This window comes from Streptomyces sp. NPDC002088, from assembly GCF_040296605.1.
In the GTDB taxonomy this organism is placed as follows: domain Bacteria; phylum Actinomycetota; class Actinomycetes; order Streptomycetales; family Streptomycetaceae; genus Streptomyces.
The window spans coordinates 38,402-64,009 of the sequence record NZ_JBEOXO010000039.1 but is presented as its reverse complement, the minus strand read 5'-3'; the positions used below and the strand labels follow the sequence as shown (position 1 = coordinate 64,009).

Here is a 25,608-nt window from a genome sequence, read left to right as displayed (position 1 = left end):
TTTCCGTTGTGTAAGAACTTTTATTTTTTGACGCCGGACCCGTTGTGGATCCATAGCGCTCTTTATACATTCCACGCTACACAACGCCCCGCACCTACAGGAGCGCATGGATGAGCACACGTCCGCCGCATCTCGCCGGCATCGACTCGCTGCTGCGACCCCAGTCCGTGGCGGTCCTCGGCGCTTCTGCGAAACGTGCCGCCGACGGGAACGCGGCCCTGGCGAATCTGCGTCGGCAGGGGTTCCCGGAGAGCGAACTGCACCTCGTACACCCCTCGGCCGACGTGATCGACGGCCTCCCGGTCACCCCGGACATCGCCGCGCTCCCGCACGGACTGGACACGGCCCTGGTGTCCCTGCCCGGCGCAGCCGTACTCGAGACCCTCAAGGCTCTGGAGGCGGTGGGCTGCCGCTCGGCGCTCGTGCCCAGCGCGGGACTCGATGCCCTCCAGACCCGTCAGCTCGCCGCCTTCGCCGCCTCCTCCGCCATGGCGGTGCACGGCAACAACTGCATGGGCGTCCTGAACATCACCGACGGCATACCGCTGTGGTTCTACGACGGCATCCTCACCGAGCACGCCCGGGGCCGCATCTCCCTCGTCTCCCAGTCGGGATCGGCGACCTTCCTGTCCCGGGCCACGGAGGAGACCGGCTTCGCGAAGATCATCTCCACGGGCAACGAGATCGGCCTGACCACGGCCGACTACCTGACCTGGCTCGCGACCGACCCGGCGACCGAAGGTGTCGGCCTTGTCCTGGAATCGATCAAGGACGTGGCTGCCTTCACGGAAGGGGTACGGGCCCTGCGCGAGGCCGGCAAGCCTGTCATAGCGCTGAAGGTGGGCCGTACGGCGCTCGGTGCCAGGGCCAGCATGGCCCACACCGGCGCGCTGCTCGGCGGGGACGAGGCGTACCGCGCCCTGTTCGAGCGACTCGACGTGCCTTTGGTGAACGACTACGACGAACTGGCCGTCTCCCTCCAGCTCCTGGCCACGTCCGGCGTCCCCGCGGCACGCGGCAACCGCGTCGCGGTCATCACGGACTCGGGCGGCGAGGCCGGTCTCACGGCGGATCTCGCCAAGCGGTATCCCGTACGACTGACGCCGTTCACCCCGGACACGAGCAAGCGCATCGCCGAGCTGATGCCGGAGACGGCCGTCAACAACCCCTTCGACGCCGGGGCCAGCCCGAGCGCCGACGACGAGGCCTACAACCTCTCCTACGAGATCGCCGCCCGCGACGAGAACGTCGACTCGGTCATGGTCGTCATGGAGGCGCACGCCACCCTCACCGAGCCCGAACTGGCCTACGCCGCCGACATCGGCCTGGCCATCCAGGCGGCGACGAGGGCGGGCAAGCCGGTGGTCGTGGCGAACAGCTCCGCCGCCAACACCCACCCACGGTTCCGGGACTTCGTCGGCCCCGGTGTCGCGGTGCTGCGCGGGATCGGCCCCTCATTCACGGCCCTCGCCGCCTCGGCCCGGAACCGCCGACCCGTTCCCGGCCCCACGCAGCGCCCTGACGACCTCCCCACACCCGATCGGGTCGACGAACTGCGCGCCGAGACCGCCGCCCACCAAGGCCCGCTCCCGGACGACCTCACCCGACGCCTGCTCACCGCGTACGGGATCCCCCTGGTCGCCGCTGTCACGGTCACCGACCCCGACCAGGCCGTCGACTGGGCCGAGGGCCGCTATCCGGTGGTCGCCAAAATCTCCTCGCCGGACATCCCCCACCGCTCCGACGTCGGAGGCGTCGCCGTCGGCCTCACCGATGCGACCGCCCTGCGTACAGCTCTGAAGGACATCGCGGAATCGGTCGCCACCGCCCGCCCCGACGCCCGGATCAGCGGCTTCGAGATCCAGGAGCAGGTCACGGACTCCCACGAGGCCATGCTCGGCTGGGCCGCCGACCCGGTCTTCGGGGCAGTGCCCACCGTCGGGTCGGGCGGGGTCCTGGTGGAACTGGACGCCGACACCGCTTCCGGACTGGCACCGTTGACGCCCGCAGAGGCCCGGGGCTGTATCGACCGAACCCGCATGGCACGGTTGCTGACCGGCTACCGCAACCTCCATCCCTTCACCGCCCTGGGCAGCCTCGCCGACGCGCTGCACCGCCTGTCCTGGCTGGCCGCCGACTTCCGCGACCTCATCGACGAGGCCGACCTCAACCCCACGCTCGTCGCGTACGGCGCCGGGCGCGTCCGCGTCGTCGACGCGCTGCTCGTGGCCCGCACCGTCTCCGACGAAGCGGGCCGCGCCGACTCCGTAGAAGGGACTGACCGATGACCGTCGGGCAGACCACTGCCCCCATCCGGCTGGTCGTGCCCTTCGACGAGGTGCCCGACCTCTCCGGCCGGGAGTTCCGCGGCACCTGGTTCAGCGTGGACAAGGAGATGCTCCCCCTCTTCGACCACGTCACCTATGTCGACCAGAACCCGATTCCCTACGACGACGAGGACTACCCGGAGGACCTGGTCGAGGGCTTCCACCTGTTGTCGCTGCTCGACCACCTGGCCAACGGCCTCGTCGCCGCCGAGGGCGATGGCTGGTACGGCGTCAACTACGGACTGGACCGGGTCCGCTTCGTCACGCCCGTGCTCGCGGGCACGCCGATCCGCCTGCACGGCACCGTCGCCGAGGTCCGGCCGAAGGGCGACGGACATCTGCTCCTGCTGCGCTGCACCGTGGAGGTGCGGGGCGAGGAGCGTCCCGGCTTCACCGCCGACCTGTGGGTGCTGTGGCTGCCCACCCACGACGGCAGCCTGCACCGCGCATCCGACCCGGCTCCCGCCCGGGAGGACATCCCCGGAGGCACGTCATGAACACCCGCTACCGCCTTGCCGCGGTCACCTGTACCATTTTGCTCGCCCTCACCGCCTGCGGAGGCGGGGCAAGCGACGACAACACCGCGAACAGCGCCCGGCCGAAGGTGCAGACGCAGCTCGCCGCCGCCAAGGGCGACATCCCCCAGCTGAACTGGGCGCTGCCCAAGGGCGAGCCCACCACTGTCGACCCGGTCAACGCCGTCGACTACAGCTCGGCCCTGGTCGCCTCCAACCTGTGCGACACCGTGCTGCGCTACAACCCCGACTTCTCCACGTCGCCGGGCCTGGCGACCGCCGTACAGAAGGACCCGAAGACGGTGGTCCTCACCGTCCGCGAGGGCGCCTCTGGGACGGCAAGCCCGTCACCGCCCAGGACGTCGCCTACAGCCTCCGGCGCGGCATGCAACCCACCGCCGCGGTCGGCTTCGTCTTCGAGGACGTCTCCTCGATCACCGCGTCCGGCGCCTCCACGGTCACCGTGCGGTTCAAGCAGCCCGACGAACTGTTCCTCAAGGAGATGTCCACCGTCGCCGGGCTCGTGGTCGAGGAGTCCTTCACCGAGAAGGCCGGCAAGAACTTCGGCACCGCGTCCGGCGGGATCATGTGCAGCGGGCCCTTCGAGCTGGCGTCCTGGTCACCTGGCAGGTCGATCGAGCTGACGCGCAACGACACCTACTGGGACAAGGCGTTCCGCGCCCGCGCGGCGAAGGTGACACTCTCCTTCGTCACCGACACCGCCGCCCTGGTTCAAGGCCTGAAGTCCGGTGAACTGGACGGTGCTTACGAGGTCCCGCCGTCCGTGATCCCCAGCCTTACCGGCGCCTCCACAGGCGCGGTGCACTTCGGTCCCTCCCCGCAGTCCCTGGAGTTCGGCGTCGCGACCGACAAGGGACCGCTCAAGAACCCTGCCCTCTCCCAAGCCCTCGCGATTGCCATCGACCGCCCGGCCCTGGCCAAGGCCGTCTACCACGGCGCGGCCGAGCCCAACTACACGCTGGTCGCCTCCTCCACCTGGGACCCGGACGGAAGGAAGCAGTGGCAACAGGCGTCAGCCCGCTACGCCACCGAGAACGCCTACGACCTCGACAAGGCCAAGCAGCTGGTGAAGTCCAGCGGCTACGCGGGCCAGACACTCACCCTGTCCATCCAGGCCGGTGACGACACCTTCTCCCGGGTGGCCCAGCTCATCCAGCAGCAGGCCGCCGAGATCGGCGTCAAGATCACCATCAACCAGGCCCAGCCCCTCGACTTCTCGACGATGCTCTACGACGCGGCCGCCCGGAAGGGCACCGACTTGGTGCTCAGCGCCAACTTCAACGGCGCCCCCGACCCGCTGGAGTACATCGGCTTCGCCTTCGCACCCAGCGGTGGCTACAACTGGACCAATTACAACGACAAGAGCGTCACGGACGCGATCGCCCGGGCTCGCACGATCTTCGACACCACCGAGCGCGTCAAGGTACTGACCGCCGCCCAGGACATCTGGGAGGAGGCCGGCATCGGCACGTCGCTGGTCAACCTCCACGAGGTCAGCTACCTCAACAGCCGCCTGACCGGCGCCACGACCTCCTTCACCTATCTCTTCCGGCCTTCGCTGGCCCTCATCGGTACGAAGTGAGCCCGGAGGTATCACGCCATGAGCCCATCCCCCGGCAGGACGAAGGCACAACGGGTACGGCGGCTGCTGACCCGCTGGGTCCTCGGCCCGGCCCTCACCGTGCTGGTCGCGTCCCTCGCCGTGTTCACCGCCCTGTCGCTCGCCCCAGGTGACCCCGTCGGACGCCTGCTCGGCGCCCGCGCCACCGACGCCCAGCGCGCGACACTGCGCCACGAACTCGGCCTCGACGAGCCGGTGCCCGTCCGCTACGTCCACTGGCTGGCCGACTGCCTGCACGGGAACTTCGGCTCTTCGGTGGTCTACCTCTCCCCGGTCTCCGACCTCCTCGGAGCCCGCCTGACGACGACGCTCTTCCTGGTGAGCTACGCGGCTGTCCTCGTGATCGTCATCGGCCTGCTGCTGGGCATCCTGGGCGCGGTGTTCCGCCCGCTCGGCCCGGTCACGGCCGCCATCAGCGGACTGGGCATCGCGGTGCCCAGCTATGTGGCCGCCTCCGCCCTCGTCACCGTGTTCGCCCTGGACCTGGGCTGGTTCCCCACGCTCGGCGCGGGCAGCGGCTTCGGCGACCGGCTCTGGCACCTCACCCTGCCCGCCGCCGCCCTCGCGGTCGGCTGGAGCGCCTACGTCGCCCAGATCACCCGCACCGCGCTGCGCGAGGAGCAGACCCGCGAGCACGTGGAGACGGCACTGGGCCGGGGCGTACCGCCCGCGCTCGTCTTCCGCCGGCACATCTTGCGCAACGCCGCCATCCCGATCATCACGGTCACCGGAACCCTCGTCGCCGGGCTCGTGGCTGGAACCGTCGTCGTGGAGACCGCCTTCGGCATCGATGGCATCGGCTCCTTCCTCGTCACCAGCGTCCAGGGCAAGGACTACAACGTGGTCATGGCCATCAGCCTGCTGCTGGTCCTGCTGTTCGTCCTGGTCACCACGGTGATCGACAGCCTTCAGCGGGTTCTCGATCCACGCATCCGCGAGCGGAGGCCCGCCTGATGACCGTCACCGCCCCCGCCCTGACCCTGCCCCGCAGGCGCACCCGCCGCCGCTTCGACCCGGTCCTGGCCGTCACGGCCGTGCTCTGCGCGCTCCTGGTCCTGCTCGCCGTACTCGGCCCGTTCCTGGCCCCCTACGACCCCCGCCAGACCGACGTCCTGGCCGCCGACACGGGCCCTTCCGCCACCCACCCCCTGGGCACCGACGCACTGGGCCGCGACATCCTCAGCCGCGCCCTGTCCGGCGCCACGCTCACCCTGCTCGGCCCCGCCGTCGTGGTCCTGGCCGCCACGCTCGGCGGCACCGCCCTCGCTCTGGTCATGGCCTGGTACGGCGGCCGCACCGACACCCTGCTCAACCGCGTCCTGGACATCCTGCTCGCCTTCCCCAGCCTCCTCTTCGCCATCCTCGCGGTCGGCGTCTTCGGCACCGGCCTCACCGCCCCCGTCGCCGCGCTCAGCCTCGCCTACATCCCCTTCCTCGCCCGGGTGATCCGGTCAGCGGCCGTACGCCAGCGCCACCTGCCCTATGTGGAGGCCTGCCTCGTGGCCGGCTTCTCCACCTGGCGCATCAACGCCCGGCACCTGCTGCCCGCCCTTTGGCCCCTGATCCGCGCCCAGGCGACCATCGCCTTCGCCTCGGCACTGGTCGACCTCGCGGCCATCTCCTTCATCGGCCTCGGCGCCCGGCCACCCGCCACCGACTGGGGCCTGATGATCTCCGAGGGACGCGCCTCCCTCCTCAACGGCTCCCCTCAGGAAACCCTCGTCGCCGGCGCCCTCATCGTGCTGACCGTGGTGACCGTCAACGTGCTCGGCGAACGGCTCGCCCAGCGAGCGGAGGTGCCCGCATGACGACCCAAGACCCACTGTTGACCGTGGAACACCTCGACATCGACGTGACGGTGGACCATGAAATCCGGCCAATCGTCAGCGACGTCCACTTCCAAGTCCGCGCCGGCGAAGCCCTCGGCATCGTGGGCGAATCCGGCTCCGGCAAGTCCATGACCGTACGCGCCGTACAACGGCTCCTGGCACCCGGCGTCCGGGTACGCGGCACGGTCACCTTCGACGGCCGCGACGTCTACGGCTTCGGCCCCCGTGAGCTGCGCGCCTGGCGGGCGTCCGAGATCGCGATGATCCACCAGGACCCCCGCGCCCACATCAACCCCGTCCGGACCGTCGGGGACTTCCTCACCGAGGGCCTGCGCCTACGCGAGGACGTCACCCGGCGCGAGGCGGCGACCAAAGCCGTCGCCCAACTCGCCGAGGTGGGCATCCCCGACGGCGAACGCCGTATGACCCAGTACCCGCACCAGCTGTCCGGCGGCCTCCTCCAACGCGTCATGATCGCCGCCGCGCTGCTCGCCGAGCCCCGCCTGATCGTCGCGGACGAACCCACCACCGCACTCGACGTCACCACCCAGGAAGAGGTCCTGGCCATCCTCGACGAGCAGCGCCGCGAGCGCGGCCTGGCCATGATCCTGATCACCCACGACCTGGACCTCGCCACTGCTGTCACGGACAACCTGGCTGTGCTGTACGCCGGTTCGCTCGCGGAGACCGGTCCGGCGGGCACGCTCTACGGCCATCCACTGCACCCCTACACAGCGGCCCTGTTGGCCGCCCGGCCGAGCGCGACGCAGCGGGGCCGGCTCGCGGCGATCCCCGGCCGGCCCAGTGCCGCGTACGAGATCGAGCAGGGGTGTGTGTTCGCCCCGCGCTGTCCGCACGCACTTGATCCGTGCCGCGAACAGGCCCCGCCAGCCCAGCAGTTGGGCGGCCACGACGTGGCCTGCCACCGGGCACGGGAGCTACGCGGAACCCTGACACGCGAGGAGATGGCCACCCATGACTGACCTGCTCACCGTGACCGGCCTGCGCAAGACCTTCGCCGCGCGGGGCGAGGAATTCACCGCTGTCGACGACGTGTCCTTCCGCATTCCCACAGCGGGATCTCTCGCGGTCGTCGGCCAGTCCGGCTCGGGAAAGACCACCTGCGCCCGGATCATCGCCGGCCTGGAGTCGGCGACCGAGGGCACGGTCGAGTTCGCCGGGGAACACCGCTCCACGGGACGGATCGACCGGGCCGAGCGCAAGCGGCGTGCCCGGCAGATCCAGATGGTCTTCCAGGACCCCAACTCCTCCCTCGACCCCCGCCAGACGGCCGCCTCGGCGATCGCCGAGATCCTCGACGAGCACCGAGAAGGCGCCCCGCGCGCCACCGAGGCACAGGTCGTCGAACTCCTGGAACAAGTAGGACTCGACGAGCGCACGGGCCGCTGCCACCCCCGCGCGCTCTCCGGAGGACAGCGCCAACGCGTCGCCACCGCCCGCGCGTTGGCGGCCCGTCCCCAACTCCTCATCCTCGACGAGGCGGTGGCCGCACTCGACGTCAGCGTCCAGGCCCAGGTCCTCAACCTCCTGGACGGCCTGCGGCGCGACACGGGCGTTGCGTACCTCTTCGTCTCCCACGACCTGGGTGTCGTACGACAGATCAGCGACGACTGCGTGGTCATGCACCGGGGACGGATCGTCGAGGCGGGACCCACCGCACAGGTCCTCGACCATCCCCAGCACGACTACACCCGCCGCCTGCTCGACGCTGTGCCACGGGCCGGCTGGAAGCCCAGACGACAGCAGGCCTGAGTACGACGCCGCTTCTTGCGCCGCCGCCATAGACCTCGTGTGCAAGCCACGCCGCGGCTGGCGGAAGGTGAGCAGGTCGGCGGGCACCGGCGACGAACGTCGGATGCCGCGAGAAAGGGGCGGATCAGGCGGGTCGGAAGGCGACGTCCGGGAGCCGAATCAGGATCTTGCCGAAGAGCTGATGAGTTGCCTCGTGCCTGTGGGACACGCTGGTCAGGTCCACGTGACTGCCGCAGTGTGCGGCGTCCGTGGTTCTGCGGCGGTACAGCCAGCGGAGTTGCCGCGGCGCAAGAGACAACCTCACGACACTGCTGAGCCACAGGACTGCCATGCTTGCCGTCAGCGCCGCACGGACGCGTCCGGTGGACGCTCCCGTAGCGCGCCATAGGCGATGAAGTACGCGGGGAGACGGCGTATCAGGCGTGACCCGGTGAGCAGCGCAGTGATGCGCCGGGCCCGGTCCGCGCTGCCGAAAGGTGGCTGTCCCTGGAGGACGGGCGCGATGAAGCGGGCGTGGGCCGTCCGCTGGAGCGCCTGTGTCGCGACGGTGGTGGGACGTCGACGGCGCTGCACCGCGCGCACGTCGCGCAGGCCCACCACCCCGCGGCGCAGCGGCTCGACCAGGTGTCGGGCGGCGGCCACGGCGTCCTCCACGGCGAGATTGATACCGATGCCGAAGACCGGTGACATCGCGTGCGCCGCGTCGCCGATGCACAGCAGCCCGGGGCGATGCCAGCGGCGCAGACGGTCCAGGTGCACGTCGAGCAGCTTGACGTCGTCCCAGGAGTGCAGTGCGTGCGTGCGGTCCGCGAGCCAGGGAACGGCGGCGGCATAGTCCGCCAGGAAGCGGTCGAGGCCGGCGGCGCGGCGCTCGGGGTCGGTGCCCTTGGGGATGAGTGCGGCGCACTGCCAGTAGTCCCCGCGGTCGATCATCGCGGTGAGGAAGCGGTCGCCGGTGCCGCCGACGAGTCCGCGTGGATCGCCCTCGTGCCGCGGCAGCCGGAACCACCAGGCGTCCATGGGGCAGTCGAAGCGGTGCAGTCCCAGTTCGGGCCGGGCGCGGGCCAGTGATCCGCGCCCGTCACAGGCGACCGTGAGGACGGCACGCAGTTCGCCGGTGCGGCCGTCGTGGGTGCGGTAGCGCACTCCGGTCACCCGCCCGCCTTCGATCAGGAGAGAGGTCGCCTCGGTGTTCATCCGCAGCTGGAAGGACGGTTCGCGGCGGGCCTCGTCGGCGAGAAGGTCGAGCAGGTCCCACTGGGGCACCATCGCCACGTAGTTGTACGGGCCGGGCAGCACCGCGAGGTCCGCGATCGTGATCATCGAACGGCCGGCCCCGACGGGCAACTGGACGGTGCGGACCCGGCGCTGCGGCAGCCGGGCGAAGCGCTCGGCCAAACCCAAATCGTCCAGCAGCGCCAGCGTTGACGGGTGCACGGTGTCGCCGCGAAAGTCGCGCAGGAAGTCGCCGTGCTTCTCCAGCACGGTCACAGCGATGCCGGCCCGGGCCATCAGCAGGGCGAGGACCATGCCCGCGGGGCCGCCTCCCACCACACAACACGTGGTCCGCTCCATCACGGCCCCATCTTCCGGGTGAGCAGTAATTCATTGCCTGATGAAAATTGTACTCCCGTCCGGACATGACCCAGCCACAGGCGGCCCTCCACTCCGGCCCGGGCAGCAGCGACGCCGCCCCCGAATACCCGGGGCGACGGCCGGCGGGGCAGGCAGCGACCGAGCGCCGTCATGGGGACCGGCCGGCACATCCGGGAGCGGTATCGGCGCAGCACGCGACGTCGAGCGACGTCGTTGCATGCCGGCACGCTGCCGGGTGTGCGCCGAGCGCCGGATCGAGTCCGCAGGCCATCCGGCCCATCGGGTGCCGGACCTGCGCCATGCCGGCGGCGGAGGGGAGTGTCTTGTCCGACCAGGCCAAGGCCTCCGTAGGCCGGCCGCCTGCGCTCCCGCGCCGCCGCTCGGGCCGACTGGAACATCTGGCCTGAGGTGATCGTCCGTCTGGAGGAGGATCAGGACGATGGTATCGACCTGTACGACGTGGGCGGAGAAGACCGCCACCAGCGACGCGACGCCTATGGCGCCGCCGACCTCGCGGATCGCGTTGTTGGCGCCGGAGGCCATGCCCTGCTCCTCCGGACGGACCGTGCTCATGACGAGGTTCGCGCTGGGGGCGAAGAACATACCCATGCCGATTCCGCAGACGATCAGCGCCGGCAGCAGAGCGGTGTACGACACCTGCGGCTCGACGGCCAGCGCCCAGAGCCCGAGGCCCACCGCGTTCAGGGCCATGCCCACCGTGACGACAGGAGCGCCGCCGATGCGGTCGGACAGTGCCCCCGCCAGCGGCCCGGCGATCACGGGCGTGGCGGTCCAGGGCAGCATCCGCACGCCGGCCTCCATCGGCGAGTAGCCGCCGACGGTCTGCAGGTACTGGCTGAGCAGGAAGATCGCCCCGAACATCCCCAGGAACATCAGCAGGCTGGCGGCGTTGATGGCGCTGAAGGAGCGGTGGCGGAACAGGCGCATCGGCAGCATCGGGTGCGTGGCGCGCAGTTCGTAGAGGACGAAGCCGACGAGCAGGGCCGTACCCGCGAAGAAGCCGCCCAGCACCGGCGTGCTGGTCCAGCCGTCGGCGTTGCCGCGTACCAGGGCGCAGACGACGCCGAACAGACCACCGCTGACCAGGGCCGTGCCAGCGAGGTCGAGGCTCGAGTTCGGTCCGTGGCTCTCGCCCAGCCGCAGCAGGGCCAGCGGAATCAGCGCCAGGCCGAGCGGGACGTTCACCCAGAAGATCCACTGCCAGGAGAGATGTTCGGTGAGCGTGCCACCGATGAGCGGTCCGGTGACGACGGCGATACCGCTGGCCGCGCCCCAGATGCTGAAGGCAACGCCGCGCCGTTCGGCGGGGACGGCCGCTGCCAGCAGGGTGAGCGTCAGCGGCGTCGCTATCGCGGCCCCGACGCCCTGCGCGGCACGGGCGGCGATGAGTTCACCCATCCCGGGGGCGAGCGCGGCCGCGACCGAGGCCGCGGTGAAGATCGTGAGTCCGATGGCGAACAGTCTTCGGCGGCCGACGCGGTCGCCGAAGGAGGCACCGAACATGAGCAGGACTTCGCGGCCGTAGCCCGTACCGCGGGAGTGTCGAACTGCTTGGTCTACGCCGACGGAGTCCGCGAACACATCGAGAAGGCCCGGACTCAGCATGCAAGCTGCCCTACACACGATCGCCTGACCGGAGGCACGACGAGCACCGCGAGCATTCGCACCGATCTGGAGCTCGCGCGCGCCGAGATCAGAGCACTCCGCGAAGAGCGCGATCACTTGAAAGGAGTCCTCCAACGCAACGTCGGTCAGCAGCTCGACCAGGTCGCCTCGAAGGATCTCGTTGCGCGGATGGACGAGTTGACCACCCACAACCACGAACTGGCCTCACGCTTCAACCAGGCCCAAACAGAGAACGGCGAACTACAGCGCCGCCTCCGAGAGGCTGAGGACGACGTGGCAGCAGCCCGAAGCAGTTTGCGTCGGATGATTCGGACCGGAGGTCACAGAAGTAGTTCCTGATCAGGCTGCGACTGCCGCGGTGCCCGTCGCTCCATCACAGAGATCCTGTTGGCGAATTCACAGTCGTAGGTGGCCAATTGGCCTTACTCTGCGGGACTTGCCAACAGAATCCGATCACCGACCGGGGCTCTGACGTGTCCCCACTACTTCTCGCGTCGGCTGCCGTTATGGGAGCGTGGGACCCGGCTCGACACGGAGGAGGGAGCGTGGCTTCGCAGCAGGCTCGGCAGTTTCTGTCCCGTATGCACGAGAACGTCTGGCAGGGCATGGGTCTGACGCCGAGGCCGCGCTCGGCCGAAGACGGTGCCGAGGCCGTGACGCTCATCAGCGACCTGATGGACGCGCGGACCGGGCTGATCGGCCCCGAGCAGCTGGAGAAACTGCGGGCCGGGCTCTTCCGGACGAAGAGTTACTGCTCGACATGCCCATGAGCAAGTACGAGGACGCGCGCACGATGCAGTCCCTGCACAAGCGACGCCGCAGCGCTCCCGCTCCGAGCGTCAGGTTCATACCCGCGTCCTCACCCGCGACGTCGGCGGTACCGCCTCCGCCGAGGATGTCATCAAGGCCCTCATCGACGCCCTGAGTGCCTGACGGCTCGCGGTGAGGCGCCCAGTTCCCTGCGGCAGGTCTTGTTGAATGCCTGGAGGTCGGGGATGCCGACGGTCGCAGCGATCGCCGGGATGGCGAGCGTCGAGGCGATCAGGAGGTGTCGGGCGCGCTCCATGCGGCGGCGCCGGATGTAGCCGACGACCGTGAGTCCGGTGTCCTGCCGGAACAACCGCGTCAGATGGGTGTGCGAGATCCCGGCGGCTCGGGCGATGTCCGGGACGTCCAGCGGGTCGGCCAGGTGTTGCTCGATGTGGGCCATGGCCGTCCGCAGGGCGGGATGGCGGGACCCCTCGCGGTTCCCGGAGGCACCGGCCAGGCCGGTCGTGCGCCACAGCACTGTCCAGAGTTCCGCGGCGGCCCGTGCCGGGGACTGCGTGCCAGCCGCGACCGTCTGCCGCAGCAGCCCGCTGAGCACCGCGGCGTCCGCACCTGCGTCCTGCATCACCGGGACGCGGCGCCGCTCGCCCTCGCCTGGCAGCCTGAAGTGGGCGTACAGGTGCTCGCAGGGCGTGGTGTCGTAGTGGAAGTGCACTTCTGTGCCGGGCGGCACGAGGCTCACGTGCCCGGGGCGGATCGGATGCCGAAAGCCGCCGAACTCCAGGGTGCCGGAGTAGCCGTACAGATGGAGCTGCCACAGCCGCGGCAGCCGGAACACGTCGTGAGGGCCGGCGTGCCCGTGTACGCCCACGCCCGCGTTCTCCACATGCGGAGGCAGGTCGAGAGCCAACTCCACCGAGTGCGTCATGGTGGAAAATTACCAGCACTCGCTGATTACAGCCCACGACTTCGGGACCGTCTCTTTCTACGGTTGCCGTATGCCAACCACACGACAACTGCTGAGTTCTGCCCAGGTGGCGCGGTTCGTGGCGCACGGTTTCCTGCGCCTCGACGGCATCGTGCCCCGGGAACTCAATGAGGAGGCGCTCGGCGTCTTCGCCGCGGGGCTGCCCTCCGTGCCGTACGGCACCCCAGTGCCGAAGGCGTTCCCCGAGGGATCCTTCGCAAGACGGCTCGTCGAACTCCCCGGCGTCGCAGGCGCGTTGGAGAGCCTGGTGGGCCCGAATCCGACCGTCGACCACCACTACGTGCACACCCGCGAACCGCGCGAGGGCAGCGCGCAGCCGCTGCACGCCGACGCCCTCATCGATCTGCGGACCGACGCCTTCGACGTACAACTCATGTACTACCCGCAGGAGGTCACCGCGGGCATGGGCGGCACGCTCATCGTCCCGGGCAGTCATCTGCGCCGGACCAACGAGTCCGACACCGGCCGCTACCAGAACCTGCGCGGCCAGACCCGGCTGACCTGCCCGGCCGGTACGGTCATCCTGCTGCACCACGGCATCTGGCACGGAGGGCGGCGCAACGACAGCGACATCGTCCGCCACATGTACAAGATCCGTTTCAACCCGACCGTGCCGCAGCTGCGGCTCTGGGACACGGTGGACCTGCACGACCCAGCTGTGCGTGAGGAGTTGGAACGCACTTTCCCCTGGTACGAACCGGCCACCGGCCGGCTGGAGATCCACAACCGGATCAAGCTCTGGCGCTTCCTGTCCGCCGACCCCGACTTCGACATCGAGTACTGGGCTACCCGAATCTCCAACCGACCTGCGCAGAGGAGCAACGCGTGACCAGTTCGAACACCGTGCGGCAGCAGGTCCTCGTCCTGTACCTGGGCACATCCGCCCTCGACTCCCCGGTCATCGGATGGGCCCGCTACGACGGCACCGGCGCCACCCGACCCACCACCGGGGACAGCGATGAGCCGCCGTACGAGACGGGCGTCGCCGCGCTGGAGGATGGCTGGCGTCTCATCCAGGCCGCTCAGCTCATCCCGCCGTACCCGGGGGCGGAACACGAGACGTCGTTCCTCAAGCACGAGTTCTTCTTCGAGAGACTCGTTGCAGCGTGAGCCAGACACGACACTGTGCCCGTGCCGACCGTTCGAAGACCGGGCAGCGGCGTCGGTGAAGCCGCCGGAGTGCAGCGCTTGGGCGAGGTGGCTGAGAAACGGGGACCACGTGGTGCGGTCCGCGTGCTCGAACCACCACGTCAGCGCTCGGCGAGCGTAGTGGGACACTCCTCGAACGGCTACAGCAGTCGTACTCGACGCCCATCTCATCGGACAGGGCGTGAAAAGGCGCAGGCCCCGCCCGCACTCGTCGTCCTGTGCCGCCCGGGGCCAGCTAGTCGCCAGGATGTCCAACTCATGCAGGGCGCCCACCGTGATCTCCTCGGGTCAGCTGTTCGGCGCTCTCGGCGTCGCGGGCGCGGACCGTCTCCGCGACCTGGATGTGCAGGGTGATGGCGGCCGGGTCGGGGTCCTGGCGGAGGGCTGCACGGCGGTTTTGGGTGTGGAGCGGTCGGATGAGATGAGCCGTCCCTGGAACGACGCACCACCAAGCCGCAGCCGAGAGGCGGAACGGCGACCGAGGAGCTCGCGTGTCTGTTGAGTGGTGCAGAATCCGCGGTCAGGATGGTCATTGCCTCCCCCGGCCGCCGCGTGGTGGCCTCCGGGCATGCGGCTGATCGTCCGCAAGGAACGCCCGTACCCCGGTGCTCAGTTGCGTTTCACCGACGCCGACGGTCTGTGTCTCACCGTGTTCCCGCCAACACCAGGAACACGCCGATCGCCGCACTCGAACTCCGCCACCGCCAGCGCGCCCGTGCCGAGGACCGTATCCGCGCCGCCCGTGCCACTGGCCTGCGCAACCTGCACCTGCACGATGCCGCGCAGAATCAGATCTGGCTGGAGGTCGTCGAAATCGCCCTGGACCTGCTGGCCTGGATGTCGATGCTCGCCCTGACAGGCACCGCGCCCGCCGCCGGCACCTCAGGTTCGCCCGCCACTGGCCCTGGACCGATGTGATCACCGAGGCGATCCAGCGACTCGCAACGCTCGAACCCGGGCTGACCAGCATGTTTCCGTCCCGCGCCCCCCTCACCGGCTCTTACGGAGGAATCAGACAGGGTTTGCGGCTTCAGGGGCAGAAGCGGCCCGCATCGTCCACTCCGAGGCCGTGGAGGATGTTGTTGAGGTCGGTGGGGTCGTACTCATGGTTGAGGACGGCGCAGAGTGCTTTGGCCAGGTCCTCACCCTGCAGTGGGATCTTCAGGGTCTGGTATCCGACCATGTACTCCAGGGTCTGGCCGTGGATGGCGAGGACTCCGGGGAAGACGCCCGGCACGATCTCCGGATCGGCATCGTCGCTCACCTTCACCGGATGGAAGATTTCCTCTCCGTAGGAAGTGGCGTAAAAGACACCGGAGTTCAGGAACGTTACCCGCATGTCGATGTCCGGTGCGGAGACGGACCAGACGGGCTCCGCGCGGTCGAATGTCCACAGAGACGTCCATCCGAAGGACGACACCAGCAGTCCGTCGCCGCGGCCCAGAAACGCCATCTGGTCCTCCCCGTACAGGGTTCCGTAGGCACTGGTGTCCACACCCGCCTCGACGGCGCCCAGCCGACGGGTGGCTCCCTGCCGCAGCCGCCACAGTTCTATGCGTCCGTCCTCGAAGAGCACTGCCACCTCGTCCGGATGCTCCGGGCGTGCTACCAGAGCGAGGCAGGTTTCGCGGGCCAGGGGGTTCTCGCCGCGGGCGGCGCACGGCGCACCGGGTATGGGTTCGGGCAGTGCCGGACGGCCGGAGAGGGAGAAGCGGTGCAGTCCGTCCTCGGTGAGTACTGCGACGTCGGAGTTGCTCAGTGGTGCCGCGTCGAGGACCGGCCGGGCGGGACCCCGGTGCGGCATGGTGAGGATCCGGGGGGCGGGGTCGGACAGCCGGAAGTAGCCGAGTCCGTCCGTGTCCCAGAAGCCGAAGTACGCGTCGTCGGTGGTCAGGGGGCCAGAGCCTTGCCAGTTGTCGGCGTTCGACGAGGTGGTCAATCTGGTGCGCGGTCCGTCCGTTCGCCTTGACACGATGGTCAGGACAGACTCCTTGGCGTACTCGGACTCCGTCTTCGCATAGACGGCATGGTCGTCCGTCAGCAGCATGGGTTCGCTGTCGTAGTTCCTCACTTCTGCCCCGGAATCCGCCGAAACGGGTTCGCTGGCCGATCGTACGAGATCGTTTCCGACGCCCCAGAACAGCCAGGGGGAGGCCCCCGGACGCGTCACCACGACGGTCGGCAGGCCCACGGTGTAGCCGAACTGCTCCGACGGGGAGTGGGCTTGGTGTGCTTTGTGCTCACGCAGGTCGAGAACCGGGGTCGAGCCGTCGGACCGCGAGCTGAGCAGGAAGCGGCCGGAGAGGTCGAAGGACCAGCCGGCGAAGGGACTCGACTCGTCGCCCGAAACGGTCGGCATGCGCGGTGACAGCCGCCCGGCCTCGTCCAGTAGGTACGCGGCGGTCATCGTGTAGTCCCCGTCCGTGACGACGATTCCCCTGCCGCTCGGAGCGAAGGAGGCGGATGCGACGTCCGGCAGCGACCAGTGGGGCGCGCTCGAAGAGCGCGCCTCGATCCCGACGGACACCCGGCCAGCCCGGGGGCCGTCCCAGGCGAGTGCCACGTCGCCGCTGTTGGTCACCAGGGCTGCGTCGGTCACACAGCGGCTGCCCTTCGGGCGACCGGTCACGCTGTCGACGCGCCGGGGATCTGGCTCCGTGGTCCAGACCGTGCGCCAACCGCTCGCCGTGCCGCACGACTCCGCGCTGCCGCCCGTCACCAGATGCAGCAGCCGTCGGCCGTCGGGCGAGAAGTCGAGGCGCAGCGTCGACAGGCCCTCGGTGCTGCGCACTGGTGCCCACTGCCCGGCCGCCGCACGGTTCCACTGGTGCCCCACTGGTTCCCAGACCGCGAACTCGCCGTTGCCTCCCGCAACAGCCACGCGGTCTCCATCGTCGCTGACGTCGACTGCGTCGGCCTTCTGTGGAACCCCGCTGAGCCGCACGACCCGCTCGGTACCCGAGTCCGACACCGTGACGACCGAGACTGTTCGTCGTTCTCCGTGCGGGGTCACCTGGACGAAGACGTGGCCGTCGTTCGAGGCAGCGAAGTGGCTGTTCCCGCTCTCGCCGATTCCGTCCTCGACCACCGTCGTACCCGCCAGCGCCATGTACTGGTTCAGCAACGCTGCCCGCGCCTGCGCAGTGTCCGACCGCCGCCACGCCTCCAGCGCCAGCGCGATCGACTGCGACGGATCCGTACCCAGGCGTGCGTCAGCCTCGGAGGCCAACACCCGTGATGCGATCCGGTCGTTGGCCGCCCGCTGCTGCTCCGCCTTCTGGAAGGAGAACACCGCCAGCACCCCCGCCGCTAGCGCCAGCAACGCGATGCACGCCGTCGTCACCCGCAGCCGTCGCACACCCCGCCGACGTCTCCAGTCGCTCTGTTCGATGTAGGCGAGCTCCTCCTTGCCGATGTCCGGGGCGCGCCGCGTCCGCCACTCGAGGGCCCGTTCCAGCACCGCCCCGCGCATCAGTGCCCCGGGGTCCCGGTTGTTCTGCTGCCATACGGCGGTCGCCGCGCGCACCTGTTCCTGCCAGGCGCGGAAATCGCGGGTCTCCTCCAGCCAGGCCTGGGCGCGGGGCCACTGCCGGATCAACGACTCGTGAGCAAGGTCGACGATCTCCTCGCCCTCCGCCGTGTGGTTGAGGGTCACCAGCCGGGTGAGGCTCAACGCGTGGGCAGCGTTGCGGAGTTGGTGGTCAAGGCCGTCGAGGCGAGCTGGCATCCGAACGAACTCCGACTTCTCGTCCGGCCGAGCCAGCTGGGCGAGGAGCCGGCGCAGGGTGTCCTCGCCAAGGTCGGCCAGGGCGGGCGCGACCGACTGTTCCGCATAGGCCGTCAGCGCGCCGCCCACCCGCCCGAGGGATTCGTAGGCCGCGTGCGTGAGAAGGGTGTGCCGACGGCTCTCCCACAGGCGGGTCAGTGCGAACTGGACGAGCGGCAGGCAGCTCGGCTCCGCCTCCGCGTCGTCCACGATCCGCTCCGGCAGCCCCGGTTCGAAGGCCAGGCCCGGAACCCGGCCGGCCGAACCGGTGATGGCGCGCAGCAGCGCGGGGCGATCGAGCGGCGCGATGATCTGCGTGCCCTCGCTCAGCAGCCCGGCCATCCCCGGCTCGACCAGGCCGTCGAGCGAACCGTGCCGGAGAGTGGCGACGACACGGAGCGCACGGCCAGAGGTGGGGCGTACGGCCCGGGTCATGGCAACGGCCAGGGCCAGCAGCCGGCGGGCCTCGTCGGGCTCGGTGGCGGCGACCTCCTCGAACTGGTCGAGGAACAGGACGTGGCCCCGGTCGCCGCTGCGAGCGAGGAGTTCCTCGGTCAGCAGCGCTGCGGTCTCGGTCAAGCGTCCCTCCACGGTGGCCGGTTCGACCGCCAGCGCCCGTGCCAGGGCACGTACGGGGCGGGCACCCCGGATGGGCCGGAACGCGGTCACCGAGTAGCCCCGGGAGCGAAGTTCAGGTAGCACACCCGCGCGTACGAGGGAGGACTTACCTCTGCCCGACGCGCCGACGACGGTGACGACCGCGTACCGGAGTACGGTGTCGGTCACCCGGCTGACATCCGTCTCCCGGCCGTAGAAGAACTCCGCGTCCTCCTCCCGGAACGGCTCCAGACCCCGGTACGGACAGCGCCGCAGTCCGGGCTGCAGTTCGACCAGCGTGGCGGACGGCACCAGGTAGGCGGTGTCCTCGCGTTCGCCGCGGGCCGTGGCCACCACCATGCCGATGACGCCGCCGAGTTCTTCGTCCCACACGGGACACCCGCTGAATCCGCGGGAGATGCGGCGCAGCCGGTCGTACTCCTCGGACAGCGCGATCCACCCGGCACCGACTCGGTCGCGCACGCGACCCTGCGCCCACTGGCCGTGGTCGCTGCCGGCCGGGAAGCCGAGCACTCGGAAGTGGTGCCCCCACATCTCGCCGCTGCTGACCAGTGGCACCGGGCGGACTGTCTGGGGGAGTTCCTCGGGCAGCCGCAGCAGGGCGATGTCCCCGCTGCCGTCTTCGCCGACCGGTTCCCAGGAGGAGACCCTGACGGGGTAGGTCCGCTGTGCGTGCGACGCGTGACGTATCAGCGGGAAGTCGAGGGTGACTGTGCCGTCGGGGAGGTCGCGGGACCGCTCTGCGTGCTCGGTGCCGAGCGCCTGCGCGACGACGTGCGCGCAGGTGCACACGGTGTCCGGCGCGATGAGGAAGCCGGCTCCGGCGACGGTGCCGTCCGGCGCCAGCACTCTCGCGACCGCCGGCGCAAGGCGGTCGACGGCGCTGGTCATGATGGGCCGGCCGCGCTAGCGGAAGCGGAGTTGTCCCAGGTCGCGGTCACCGTGAAGCTGGCCTCGGTCGCCGCCCTGGCCACCACGACTCCCGCTCCCGCCACAACAGTGATACCGAACTGCACGGTCACGGCCTGGGGTACGGTGGCCAGTCCCCGGACCGTGTCGACGACCGACTGCAGGGCCGGGCGTACCCCGGCGAGCGCCTCGTCCAGGGACTGGGCGCCTTGGCGCAGACCGTCGGCCAGCCGTCCCACCCGGTCGACGCCTGGCGGCGCTTCCCCCTGCACCTCGACCAGCAGCACGCTGCCGTCCGCCAGCGCCAATTCCCCCACGTACGACATGGGTCCCCCTGACCAGCCGTCAACCACAGCACTGTAGATATTGCAGCCAGGAACATCCATGAGCACAAGATGGGGAGCGCGGAAGCCGAAGCCCGACCGCCTCCTGGTCGACGACACCTTGGCAATCCCGCGGGACCGCTATCAGGGGCTGAGTGAACTCGTCGACGCGCGCATGGAGGCGCAAGCAGCTGCTCTGAAGCCGAACGCCTCCGTGACGGTCCAATGCGGCATGTGCAGGCAACAAGCCCTCGCGGTCGGCCAGCACCAGCCGCACTGCCACTTCTGCCGTGTCACCTGGGGGAGTCCGACCTCCGCGGCAGTGTTCCATGCCGGGTCTTCGTCGGTGACAACTTCTACGAGCAGCGGCGACAGCGCGCGCTCTCGGGTTCGGGTGACGTCACTAGCTAGTGGGTGAGCGGTGCGAATGCTGAGGCTTCGGGAAGCCCAAGGCGGTGAGCGAGATATGCGTTGTATCGACGCATGGCGAGCATCCGGAGGGCCCCGCCGGTGATGAGTTCGATGCCCGCCTCCGGCTCTGCCTCCACGATGGGCAATACCACCCCGTCCAGCCATTCTGGGCCGTGCTCAGCATCGGCCTCCATGTGGTTGAAGAAGAATTCGAAGTCCTTCTGAGGATTGAAACCGTGCCGTTTGAACCCACGTACCACGGCGGCATCCCGATCCGCGTCGAAGAGCTCTGGCATGGCGAGACTGCCTAGCGCTTTGAAGTAGTGGCGCCTGTTGAACGCCAGTATGAAGTACAAGTTGTACCCGGCGTACGGACGCCAGTCTTCCCATAGTGGTACCGCGGGAAGCTCCAGCCCGAGCCGGCGAAGGCTGCGGGCGAACTGCACAGTGTGTGCCGTCAGCATGTCTCCCTCGCCGCACTCATCCCACATGTGGCGGCTGATCTGGTGCTTCACGGTCTCCATGAAGTGCGGCTGAGCAAGCACCAGGGCGTCGTAGAAGCGGTAGTTGAGGTAGCCGTCCGCCTGAACGAACTGGGCCAGCTCTTCGAGAGTCGCGTGCTCGGCGAGATGGATCTCCACCGCGCTGTCCAAGGGGGTGCGCTCCTTGGCCGCCGCCAGGATCCAATCGCGGACGAACCCGGGCTGTGTCGCATCCGCAGGTGACGGGAGCCGGTGGGAGACAGCTTCGGTGTCGGCGTTCATAACACGTTCCTCGAAAATGTGGCGGAACGAGTTGAACCATTCGCTGCGCTCGTGAAGAGGACCGGAACTCAACGGATGGCCAAGCAGTGTCTCGTAGATCGTGTATGCGCTGCGGTGCACATCGAGCAACGCTGCTTCGTCTCCGCTTGAAACACCTTTGTCGAGCGTTCGTTCGAGGGTCTCCAGGAGGTGGGTCTGATGCCCGTTTTGACGCCCCAGGCGGGTGTCCGTGATGCGCAGACACCCGCCCAGCAACTTTTCTACCGAGCCGGCGGGAGTGTCTTGGGCTGGACGTAATACGCCATCCCGAGACGGAATGCGTTCAAGTGAGAGATCCTTGATCACTCGTTCCCTCATCTTCTGCGCGTTTACGTTGCCCCATAGCCGCAACGACGCCTCGCCGAAAATGATACTCGGATATCGGGACGGTCACGCGCGCCGCGCCCTGGCGCTGCCACGGCGTGCCGCCGCGACGACGGTTCGAGCCGAAACTCATGGCCGGTCCGTCTGATATCCGGCGAGCCGGGTGCGCGGTTTTATGTCGCCGCATGCCTGCGGAATGAACGTGCCGGGCATCCGCTCGCGCCTTGGGCGTGTACGGCAGTCGAGCAGGCTGAAATGCATCTACAGTGTGTCGCGCCCTCTACTGGCGGCCTCCGTTTGGCAGACGTCAGGCCGTCGCAGTGTGAGGTCGGAATGGGCGGCGGAAGGTGAACGTGTGTCACTCACCACGGATTTCCCGGGGACTGCAAGATGAGCGTCGCTGTATGACGCCACCCGTACTGTCACACCGGGCGGGCCAGGTCGACGAGTCCGGATGGCTTGTGCTGCGGCACGCTGTTGCTGCCTACCGGGAATTCCTGGGGAAGCGGCTTTTGGGCGCTTATGCCTTGGGGAGCCTGGCTCATGGGGGCTTCGCGCCCACTGTCAGCGACGTGGACCTGGCGCTGGTCCTGGACGGCCGGTCACCGGATGATCTGCCTGCTATCGAACGTGTGAGAGACGAGCTGCGCGCCGGCGGTGACCCGCTGCATCAGCGGCTCTCCGTGTTCTGGAGCTCCCTGAGTGCACTGACGGGCAATCGGAGCGACGGGAGGTTCCCCGCCGTCGACCGGCTGGACCTCGCCGAACACGGGAAGGTGCTGCACGGCCAGGACATCACAGCGCATCTCCCGCGCCCCAGCGGTGCCGAATTGGCCGAAGACAGCGCCCGTTCCGCTCTGGAGTTCTTTGCGACCGATCAGGTCATCGGCACGTTCCGTGACCCCCGGGCACTCGTTGATCCCGCCGATCCTCTCTGGCTGACGAAGATCATTCTGCTCCCCGTGCGGTTTCTCCACACGGCTCGGACCGGCCGCGTCGGTGCCACCGACAAAGCCTCCGAAAGGTACTTGGCGGCTCAGAGGCCGGTGGCAGGCGACCTCATCCGGGCCGCGATGCGATGGCGCAAGGGGGAGCCCCTGCGAGAGGACGAGGCGGTTCCCCTGCTGCGCGCCCAACTCGTCCCCCTATATGTGCATTACATCGACTGTCTGCTCGCGGGGCCTCTGTCCATGGTGGGCGACTGCGGCCTCGTCATGGATTTCGAGCGCTGGCGGGATCGGCTCCTGTCCTAACGAGGACCAAAGGGGAGTCCCTGGCTTGCTGATCGGGCGTCCTTCACTGCCTTGGCTGCCACGCGCCAGGGACCGTCTTGCTGCCGGGCCTCGCCTGCGTTGCCCGGCCACGGCGGAATGGTCACCGCGACAATCTGCAGGCCGTCATTTCCGGCCTGGGACTGGAAAGACGTGCCGGCAGGGATGGTCACACAGACACCTGGCTCGAGGCGGGTCTTGTCATCCTTGCTGTCAAGGCTTCGCCACAGCTCCCCGGAGCCGGAGACGACGTACCAGATTTCCTGCACACTGCCGTGGGACAGTGCCTGCGACGCCTGATTCGGTGCAAGTTCGAACTGGGCGAAGCTTGCGACGTTCGGAAGAACGCCAAGCGTCCGCACGAGCGAGCCGTCAGGCGTGGTGTCCTTGGCGGCAACCTTATCGGCATGCATGGTCGAAAATTTCATCATCGTCCCTTCTGGGCCACGGTCCTGGGTGCAGGTCCACTCGCTGTCAGCGTCCGGGACCCGCAGGTGAACCGCACGGCGGAACCGCCACTCAGGTGACACTGTGGCAACGGTGGAGAAGCCGGTGCGCAGCTTCGAGGCAGGGCAGACAGTCGTACACGGTGACGTCCACCGCTGCGGGTGGGTGTGCAGCGAGCAGGCCTTGCGGGTTGTCGCTGACACGAGCGAGGTGCTGGTGACTGCCTGCGCGCCGGAAGCGGAGGCCCGTTGGCCCGCCCTGTATGCCAAGGCCCGCAGACGAGCTCGTCGCTGCCCTACCTCGACTCCGTGTTGGCGGAGTTACGCAGGAGAGGCTGGTCACTTAGTTGAGGACGACAGGTTCGCCCGTGAGTGCGACGCCGGCCTGGCGCAGTTCCTCGATGGCCTGGTCGGTGGTGTGGGCGGCGACGCCGGCGGTGTAGTCGAGCAGGACACGTACGGAGAAGCCGGCTTTCGCGCCGTCCAGCGCGGTGGCCTTCACACAGTGGTCGGTGGCGATACCGACGACGTCGACATCGCTGACGCTGCGCCCGTGCAGCCAGTCGGCGAGGGAGGTGCCGTCCTGGGCCGAGCCCTCGAAGCCGCTTTTGGAAGCGGAGTGCGCCCCCTTGTAGAAAACCTCGTCGACGGCGCTGGAAGCGGCGATCGGCGCGAAGTGCGGGTGGAAGGCGCCTCCCTCGCTGCCGGCCACGCAGTGCACGGGGAAGGAGTTTTGGTAGTCCGGATGGTCGGAGAAGTGGTCGCCCGGATCGATGTGGTGGTCGCGGGTGGCGACGATGTGCGCGTACTCGCCGTCGGAGCGCTGGACCATTTCGGCGATGGCGCGGGCCCGGTCGGCGCCGCCCTTCACCGGGATGCTGCCGCCCTCACAGAAGTCCTTCTGCACATCGACGACGATCAGAGCACGGCGCACAGCGCAATCCCTTCCTCGCAGGAACCCGTGCTTGTATGCCTGCCCGTCCGCTGCGAACGGACGCACCACGGGCCCGCGATTCACCTGACCGGCCCGGTCCGCGCACGCGCTTGGTCCCCGCTGTCACGCGAGTTCGGCTACCAGCACGGCGGAAAGTGATCTTGAGCTCCCCGTTCCGGCCCGTTCGGAGCGAGCGATTCGAGCCACCCGCTGCGGCCGCATGGCCTGCATGTGGTTCGTCATCCGGCCAAAGAGATCACTCCTCGTTGTGGGCGTAGAGCTTGAGTACCGGAACGCCCACTTTGTGGCGGGCCCGGTCCGCTCAGTCCCGGTGGACGAACTCCTTGACGTGGTGCGGGGCGGTCAGGACGATCACCTCATCAGCGTTGGTCTCGTCAACCACTGACCGAAGCAGGTCTAAGGGGTGGTCCGCGACCAGCTGGCCTACGGCATGTCAGCCGGCGTCGCGCAGGCTAAGGAGCGAGTGCTCCAGTGCCCGCGGCGGCGGGTCGTAGGGCCTTGCCGTCTTCGGGCTCGTCACCCGTTTCCTCCAGTTCTCCAAGCGCAACAGCTGGTCCGTCATGTCTCGCGGCTGCAGCAGAACGACCAAGGACATTGCTTTCGGCATGGCGGTTGGTGACGAAGTCGACATCTGCCGCGGACAGCGGCTGCTCGACCATCAGTGCTTGTGAACACCATCAGGGAGGTGGCCGCCAATGGGCTGATGGCCATGGGTGGTCCTCGCCTATGGGGTGAGCGCTCGTCGCAGTGCCTCGTCGAGGAGGTGACGCAGCCGGGTGGCGGTGTCGGCCACCGCGGTGGCGAGGAGAGCCGGGCCGACGAGGGGGGCCAGCACACCGTGGGCCGGGGTGTCGGGGTCGCCGAGGAGGACCGGTGGGAGGGCTGCCGGGGTGAGGGACGGGTCGACGACGAGGAGTTGGCCGCAGGCGCGGTGCGAGCCGATGACGGCCGGGCCGTCCCAGGCGGGGTGGGGGTCGCCGTAGGAGGTGTGCTGGTCGAGAAGGGGGCGGTCGGCGCGGAGCACGGTGAGGCGGGTGGTCAGGTTGCCGCTGGTCTCGCCGGTGCGGCCGAGGATTTGTTCGTCCCTCAGGACGAGGCGGGCAGTGGGGGCGAGGTGGACGGTGCAGGTCTGGCGGAGGTTGCTGCCAGCGGTGCTGATCAGGGGCTGCGGCAGCCAGTGCAGGGCGGCGGCGTCGCCGACGGTCAGGCGGACGTCGTAGGTGGCGGGGTCGTCGGTGGGGCCGCGCAGCGCGATGGTGGAGGCGGCTGCGGTGATCTGGAGGCGGGCGTGCGGGCCGGCATCGGCATGGAAGGCGAGCCGGTCGCCGCCGAGGGGGCCGCTCATGGCGCCGATGACGTCGATGCGGGCCAGGTCGCCACGCGGGCGGAGCCTTTGGAGGTGAAAGGGTCCGTCGCTGCTGAGCAGGGGCAGGGTGGTGGTGCGGCCGTTGTGAGCGGCCCGCACCCGGGCGGTTGCCGCGACGCCGGAAACATCGGGGAGGGCCGCAGGGAGGGGCTTGAGGTTTTCGGCGAGCGTGCTCATGTCTC

Annotated in this window: 20 protein-coding genes and 3 pseudogenes; 12 read left to right on the top strand and 11 right to left on the bottom strand. The window is 69.1% G+C overall.

Annotated features, from left to right (window positions below):
* The first annotated feature begins 110 nt into the window (after positions 1 to 110).
* From ABT114_RS45270 to ABT114_RS45240, 7 genes are all read left to right on the top strand, one after another.
* Entirely contained in the window at positions 111 to 2,288 is a 2,178-nt protein-coding gene (locus tag ABT114_RS45270) for an acetate--CoA ligase family protein (RefSeq protein ID WP_351151709.1), read from the top strand.
* A complete protein-coding gene (locus tag ABT114_RS45265) occupies positions 2,285 to 2,824 on the top strand; it encodes a hotdog family protein (RefSeq protein ID WP_351151706.1) in 540 nt (179 codons plus the stop codon). Before ABT114_RS45270 ends, ABT114_RS45265 begins: the two co-directional genes overlap by 4 nt.
* 238 nt (positions 2,825 to 3,062) lie before the next feature.
* Complete coding sequence (locus tag ABT114_RS45260) at positions 3,063 to 4,445, top strand: ABC transporter substrate-binding protein (protein WP_351151703.1); 1,383 nt, start codon at positions 3,063 to 3,065, stop codon at positions 4,443 to 4,445.
* A gap of 18 nt (positions 4,446 to 4,463) precedes the next feature.
* Positions 4,464 to 5,438: an ABC transporter permease gene (locus ABT114_RS45255; protein WP_351151701.1), complete on the top strand. Its 975-nt coding sequence runs from the start codon at positions 4,464 to 4,466 to the stop codon at positions 5,436 to 5,438.
* Positions 5,438 to 6,292, top strand: a complete 855-nt coding sequence (locus ABT114_RS45250; protein ID WP_351151698.1) for an ABC transporter permease — start codon at positions 5,438 to 5,440, stop codon at positions 6,290 to 6,292. Before ABT114_RS45255 ends, ABT114_RS45250 begins: the two co-directional genes overlap by 1 nt.
* Positions 6,289 to 7,296: an ABC transporter ATP-binding protein gene (locus ABT114_RS45245; protein WP_351151695.1), complete on the top strand. Its 1,008-nt coding sequence runs from the start codon at positions 6,289 to 6,291 to the stop codon at positions 7,294 to 7,296. Before ABT114_RS45250 ends, ABT114_RS45245 begins: the two co-directional genes overlap by 4 nt.
* Entirely contained in the window at positions 7,289 to 8,086 is a 798-nt protein-coding gene (locus tag ABT114_RS45240) for an ABC transporter ATP-binding protein (protein WP_351151692.1), read from the top strand. The genes ABT114_RS45245 and ABT114_RS45240 overlap by 8 nt, the downstream gene beginning before the upstream one ends.
* Positions 8,087 to 8,425: 339 nt before the next feature.
* On the opposite strand, the gene ABT114_RS45235 is transcribed toward ABT114_RS45240, so the two are convergent.
* Positions 8,426 to 9,661 carry an FAD-dependent oxidoreductase gene (locus tag ABT114_RS45235; RefSeq protein WP_351151689.1) on the bottom strand — a complete coding sequence of 412 codons (1,236 nt, stop codon included), beginning with the start codon at positions 9,659 to 9,661 and terminating at the stop codon, positions 8,426 to 8,428.
* Between the two features lie 30 nt (positions 9,662 to 9,691).
* Positions 9,692 to 11,524 (bottom strand): DHA2 family efflux MFS transporter permease subunit, encoded by a 1,833-nt coding sequence (locus tag ABT114_RS45230; RefSeq protein WP_351151687.1) that lies wholly within the window; start codon positions 11,522 to 11,524, stop codon positions 9,692 to 9,694.
* A gap of 350 nt (positions 11,525 to 11,874) precedes the next feature.
* Here ABT114_RS45230 and ABT114_RS45225 point away from each other — a divergent pair, with 350 nt between their 5' ends.
* Positions 11,875 to 12,099 carry a hypothetical protein gene (locus ABT114_RS45225; RefSeq protein WP_351151684.1) on the top strand — a complete coding sequence of 75 codons (225 nt, stop codon included), beginning with the start codon at positions 11,875 to 11,877 and terminating at the stop codon, positions 12,097 to 12,099.
* 140 nt (positions 12,100 to 12,239) lie between these two features.
* Here ABT114_RS45225 and ABT114_RS45220 read toward each other — a convergent pair whose 3' ends face one another.
* Entirely contained in the window at positions 12,240 to 13,025 is a 786-nt protein-coding gene (locus ABT114_RS45220) for an AraC family transcriptional regulator (RefSeq protein ID WP_351151681.1), read from the bottom strand.
* Between the two features lie 70 nt (positions 13,026 to 13,095).
* Here ABT114_RS45220 and ABT114_RS45215 point away from each other — a divergent pair, with 70 nt between their 5' ends.
* Positions 13,096 to 13,914: a phytanoyl-CoA dioxygenase family protein gene (locus ABT114_RS45215; protein WP_351151679.1), complete on the top strand. Its 819-nt coding sequence runs from the start codon at positions 13,096 to 13,098 to the stop codon at positions 13,912 to 13,914.
* Positions 13,911 to 14,195, top strand: a complete 285-nt coding sequence (locus tag ABT114_RS45210) for a hypothetical protein (RefSeq protein WP_351151676.1) — start codon at positions 13,911 to 13,913, stop codon at positions 14,193 to 14,195. Before ABT114_RS45215 ends, ABT114_RS45210 begins: the two co-directional genes overlap by 4 nt.
* Positions 14,196 to 14,474: 279 nt before the next feature.
* On the opposite strand, the pseudogene ABT114_RS45205 reads toward ABT114_RS45210, so the two are convergent.
* A pseudogene (locus tag ABT114_RS45205) lies at positions 14,475 to 14,610 on the bottom strand (GntR family transcriptional regulator); the annotation flags it as partial.
* Positions 14,611 to 14,790: 180 nt separating this feature from the next.
* Here ABT114_RS45205 and ABT114_RS45200 point away from each other — a divergent pair.
* A pseudogene (locus ABT114_RS45200) lies at positions 14,791 to 15,193 on the top strand (transposase); the annotation flags it as partial.
* A 71-nt stretch (positions 15,194 to 15,264) separates the two neighbouring features.
* Here the strand turns inward: ABT114_RS45200 and ABT114_RS45195 are convergent.
* The 3 genes from ABT114_RS45195 to ABT114_RS45185 all read right to left on the bottom strand — a co-directional run bounded on the left by ABT114_RS45195 (position 15,265) and on the right by ABT114_RS45185 (position 21,370).
* Positions 15,265 to 19,509 carry an nSTAND1 domain-containing NTPase gene (locus ABT114_RS45195; RefSeq protein WP_351151673.1) on the bottom strand — a complete coding sequence of 1,415 codons (4,245 nt, stop codon included), beginning with the start codon at positions 19,507 to 19,509 and terminating at the stop codon, positions 15,265 to 15,267.
* Entirely contained in the window at positions 19,506 to 19,853 is a 348-nt protein-coding gene (locus ABT114_RS45190; RefSeq protein ID WP_351151670.1) for a CU044_2847 family protein, read from the bottom strand. Before ABT114_RS45190 ends, ABT114_RS45195 begins: the two co-directional genes overlap by 4 nt.
* A 404-nt stretch (positions 19,854 to 20,257) precedes the next feature.
* Positions 20,258 to 21,370 (bottom strand): iron-containing redox enzyme family protein, encoded by a 1,113-nt coding sequence (locus ABT114_RS45185; protein ID WP_351151667.1) that lies wholly within the window; start codon positions 21,368 to 21,370, stop codon positions 20,258 to 20,260.
* A gap of 422 nt (positions 21,371 to 21,792) precedes the next feature.
* On the opposite strand from ABT114_RS45185, the gene ABT114_RS45180 reads away from it, so the two are divergent.
* Positions 21,793 to 22,641 (top strand): nucleotidyltransferase domain-containing protein, encoded by an 849-nt coding sequence (locus ABT114_RS45180; protein ID WP_351151664.1) that lies wholly within the window; start codon positions 21,793 to 21,795, stop codon positions 22,639 to 22,641.
* Here the strand turns inward: ABT114_RS45180 and ABT114_RS45175 are convergent.
* From ABT114_RS45175 to ABT114_RS45160, 4 genes and pseudogenes are all read right to left on the bottom strand, one after another.
* Positions 22,638 to 23,072 (bottom strand): cupin domain-containing protein, encoded by a 435-nt coding sequence (locus ABT114_RS45175; RefSeq protein ID WP_351151661.1) that lies wholly within the window; start codon positions 23,070 to 23,072, stop codon positions 22,638 to 22,640. The genes ABT114_RS45180 and ABT114_RS45175 overlap by 4 nt on opposite strands.
* A 376-nt stretch (positions 23,073 to 23,448) precedes the next feature.
* Complete coding sequence (locus ABT114_RS45170) at positions 23,449 to 24,039, bottom strand: isochorismatase family protein (protein WP_351151658.1); 591 nt, start codon at positions 24,037 to 24,039, stop codon at positions 23,449 to 23,451.
* Between the two features lie 256 nt (positions 24,040 to 24,295).
* Positions 24,296 to 24,719, bottom strand: a pseudogene (locus ABT114_RS45165) (indole-3-glycerol phosphate synthase).
* Positions 24,720 to 24,784: 65 nt separating this feature from the next.
* Positions 24,785 to 25,603, bottom strand: a complete 819-nt coding sequence (locus tag ABT114_RS45160; protein ID WP_351151655.1) for an urease accessory protein UreD — start codon at positions 25,601 to 25,603, stop codon at positions 24,785 to 24,787.
* Positions 25,604 to 25,608 lie beyond the last annotated feature (5 nt).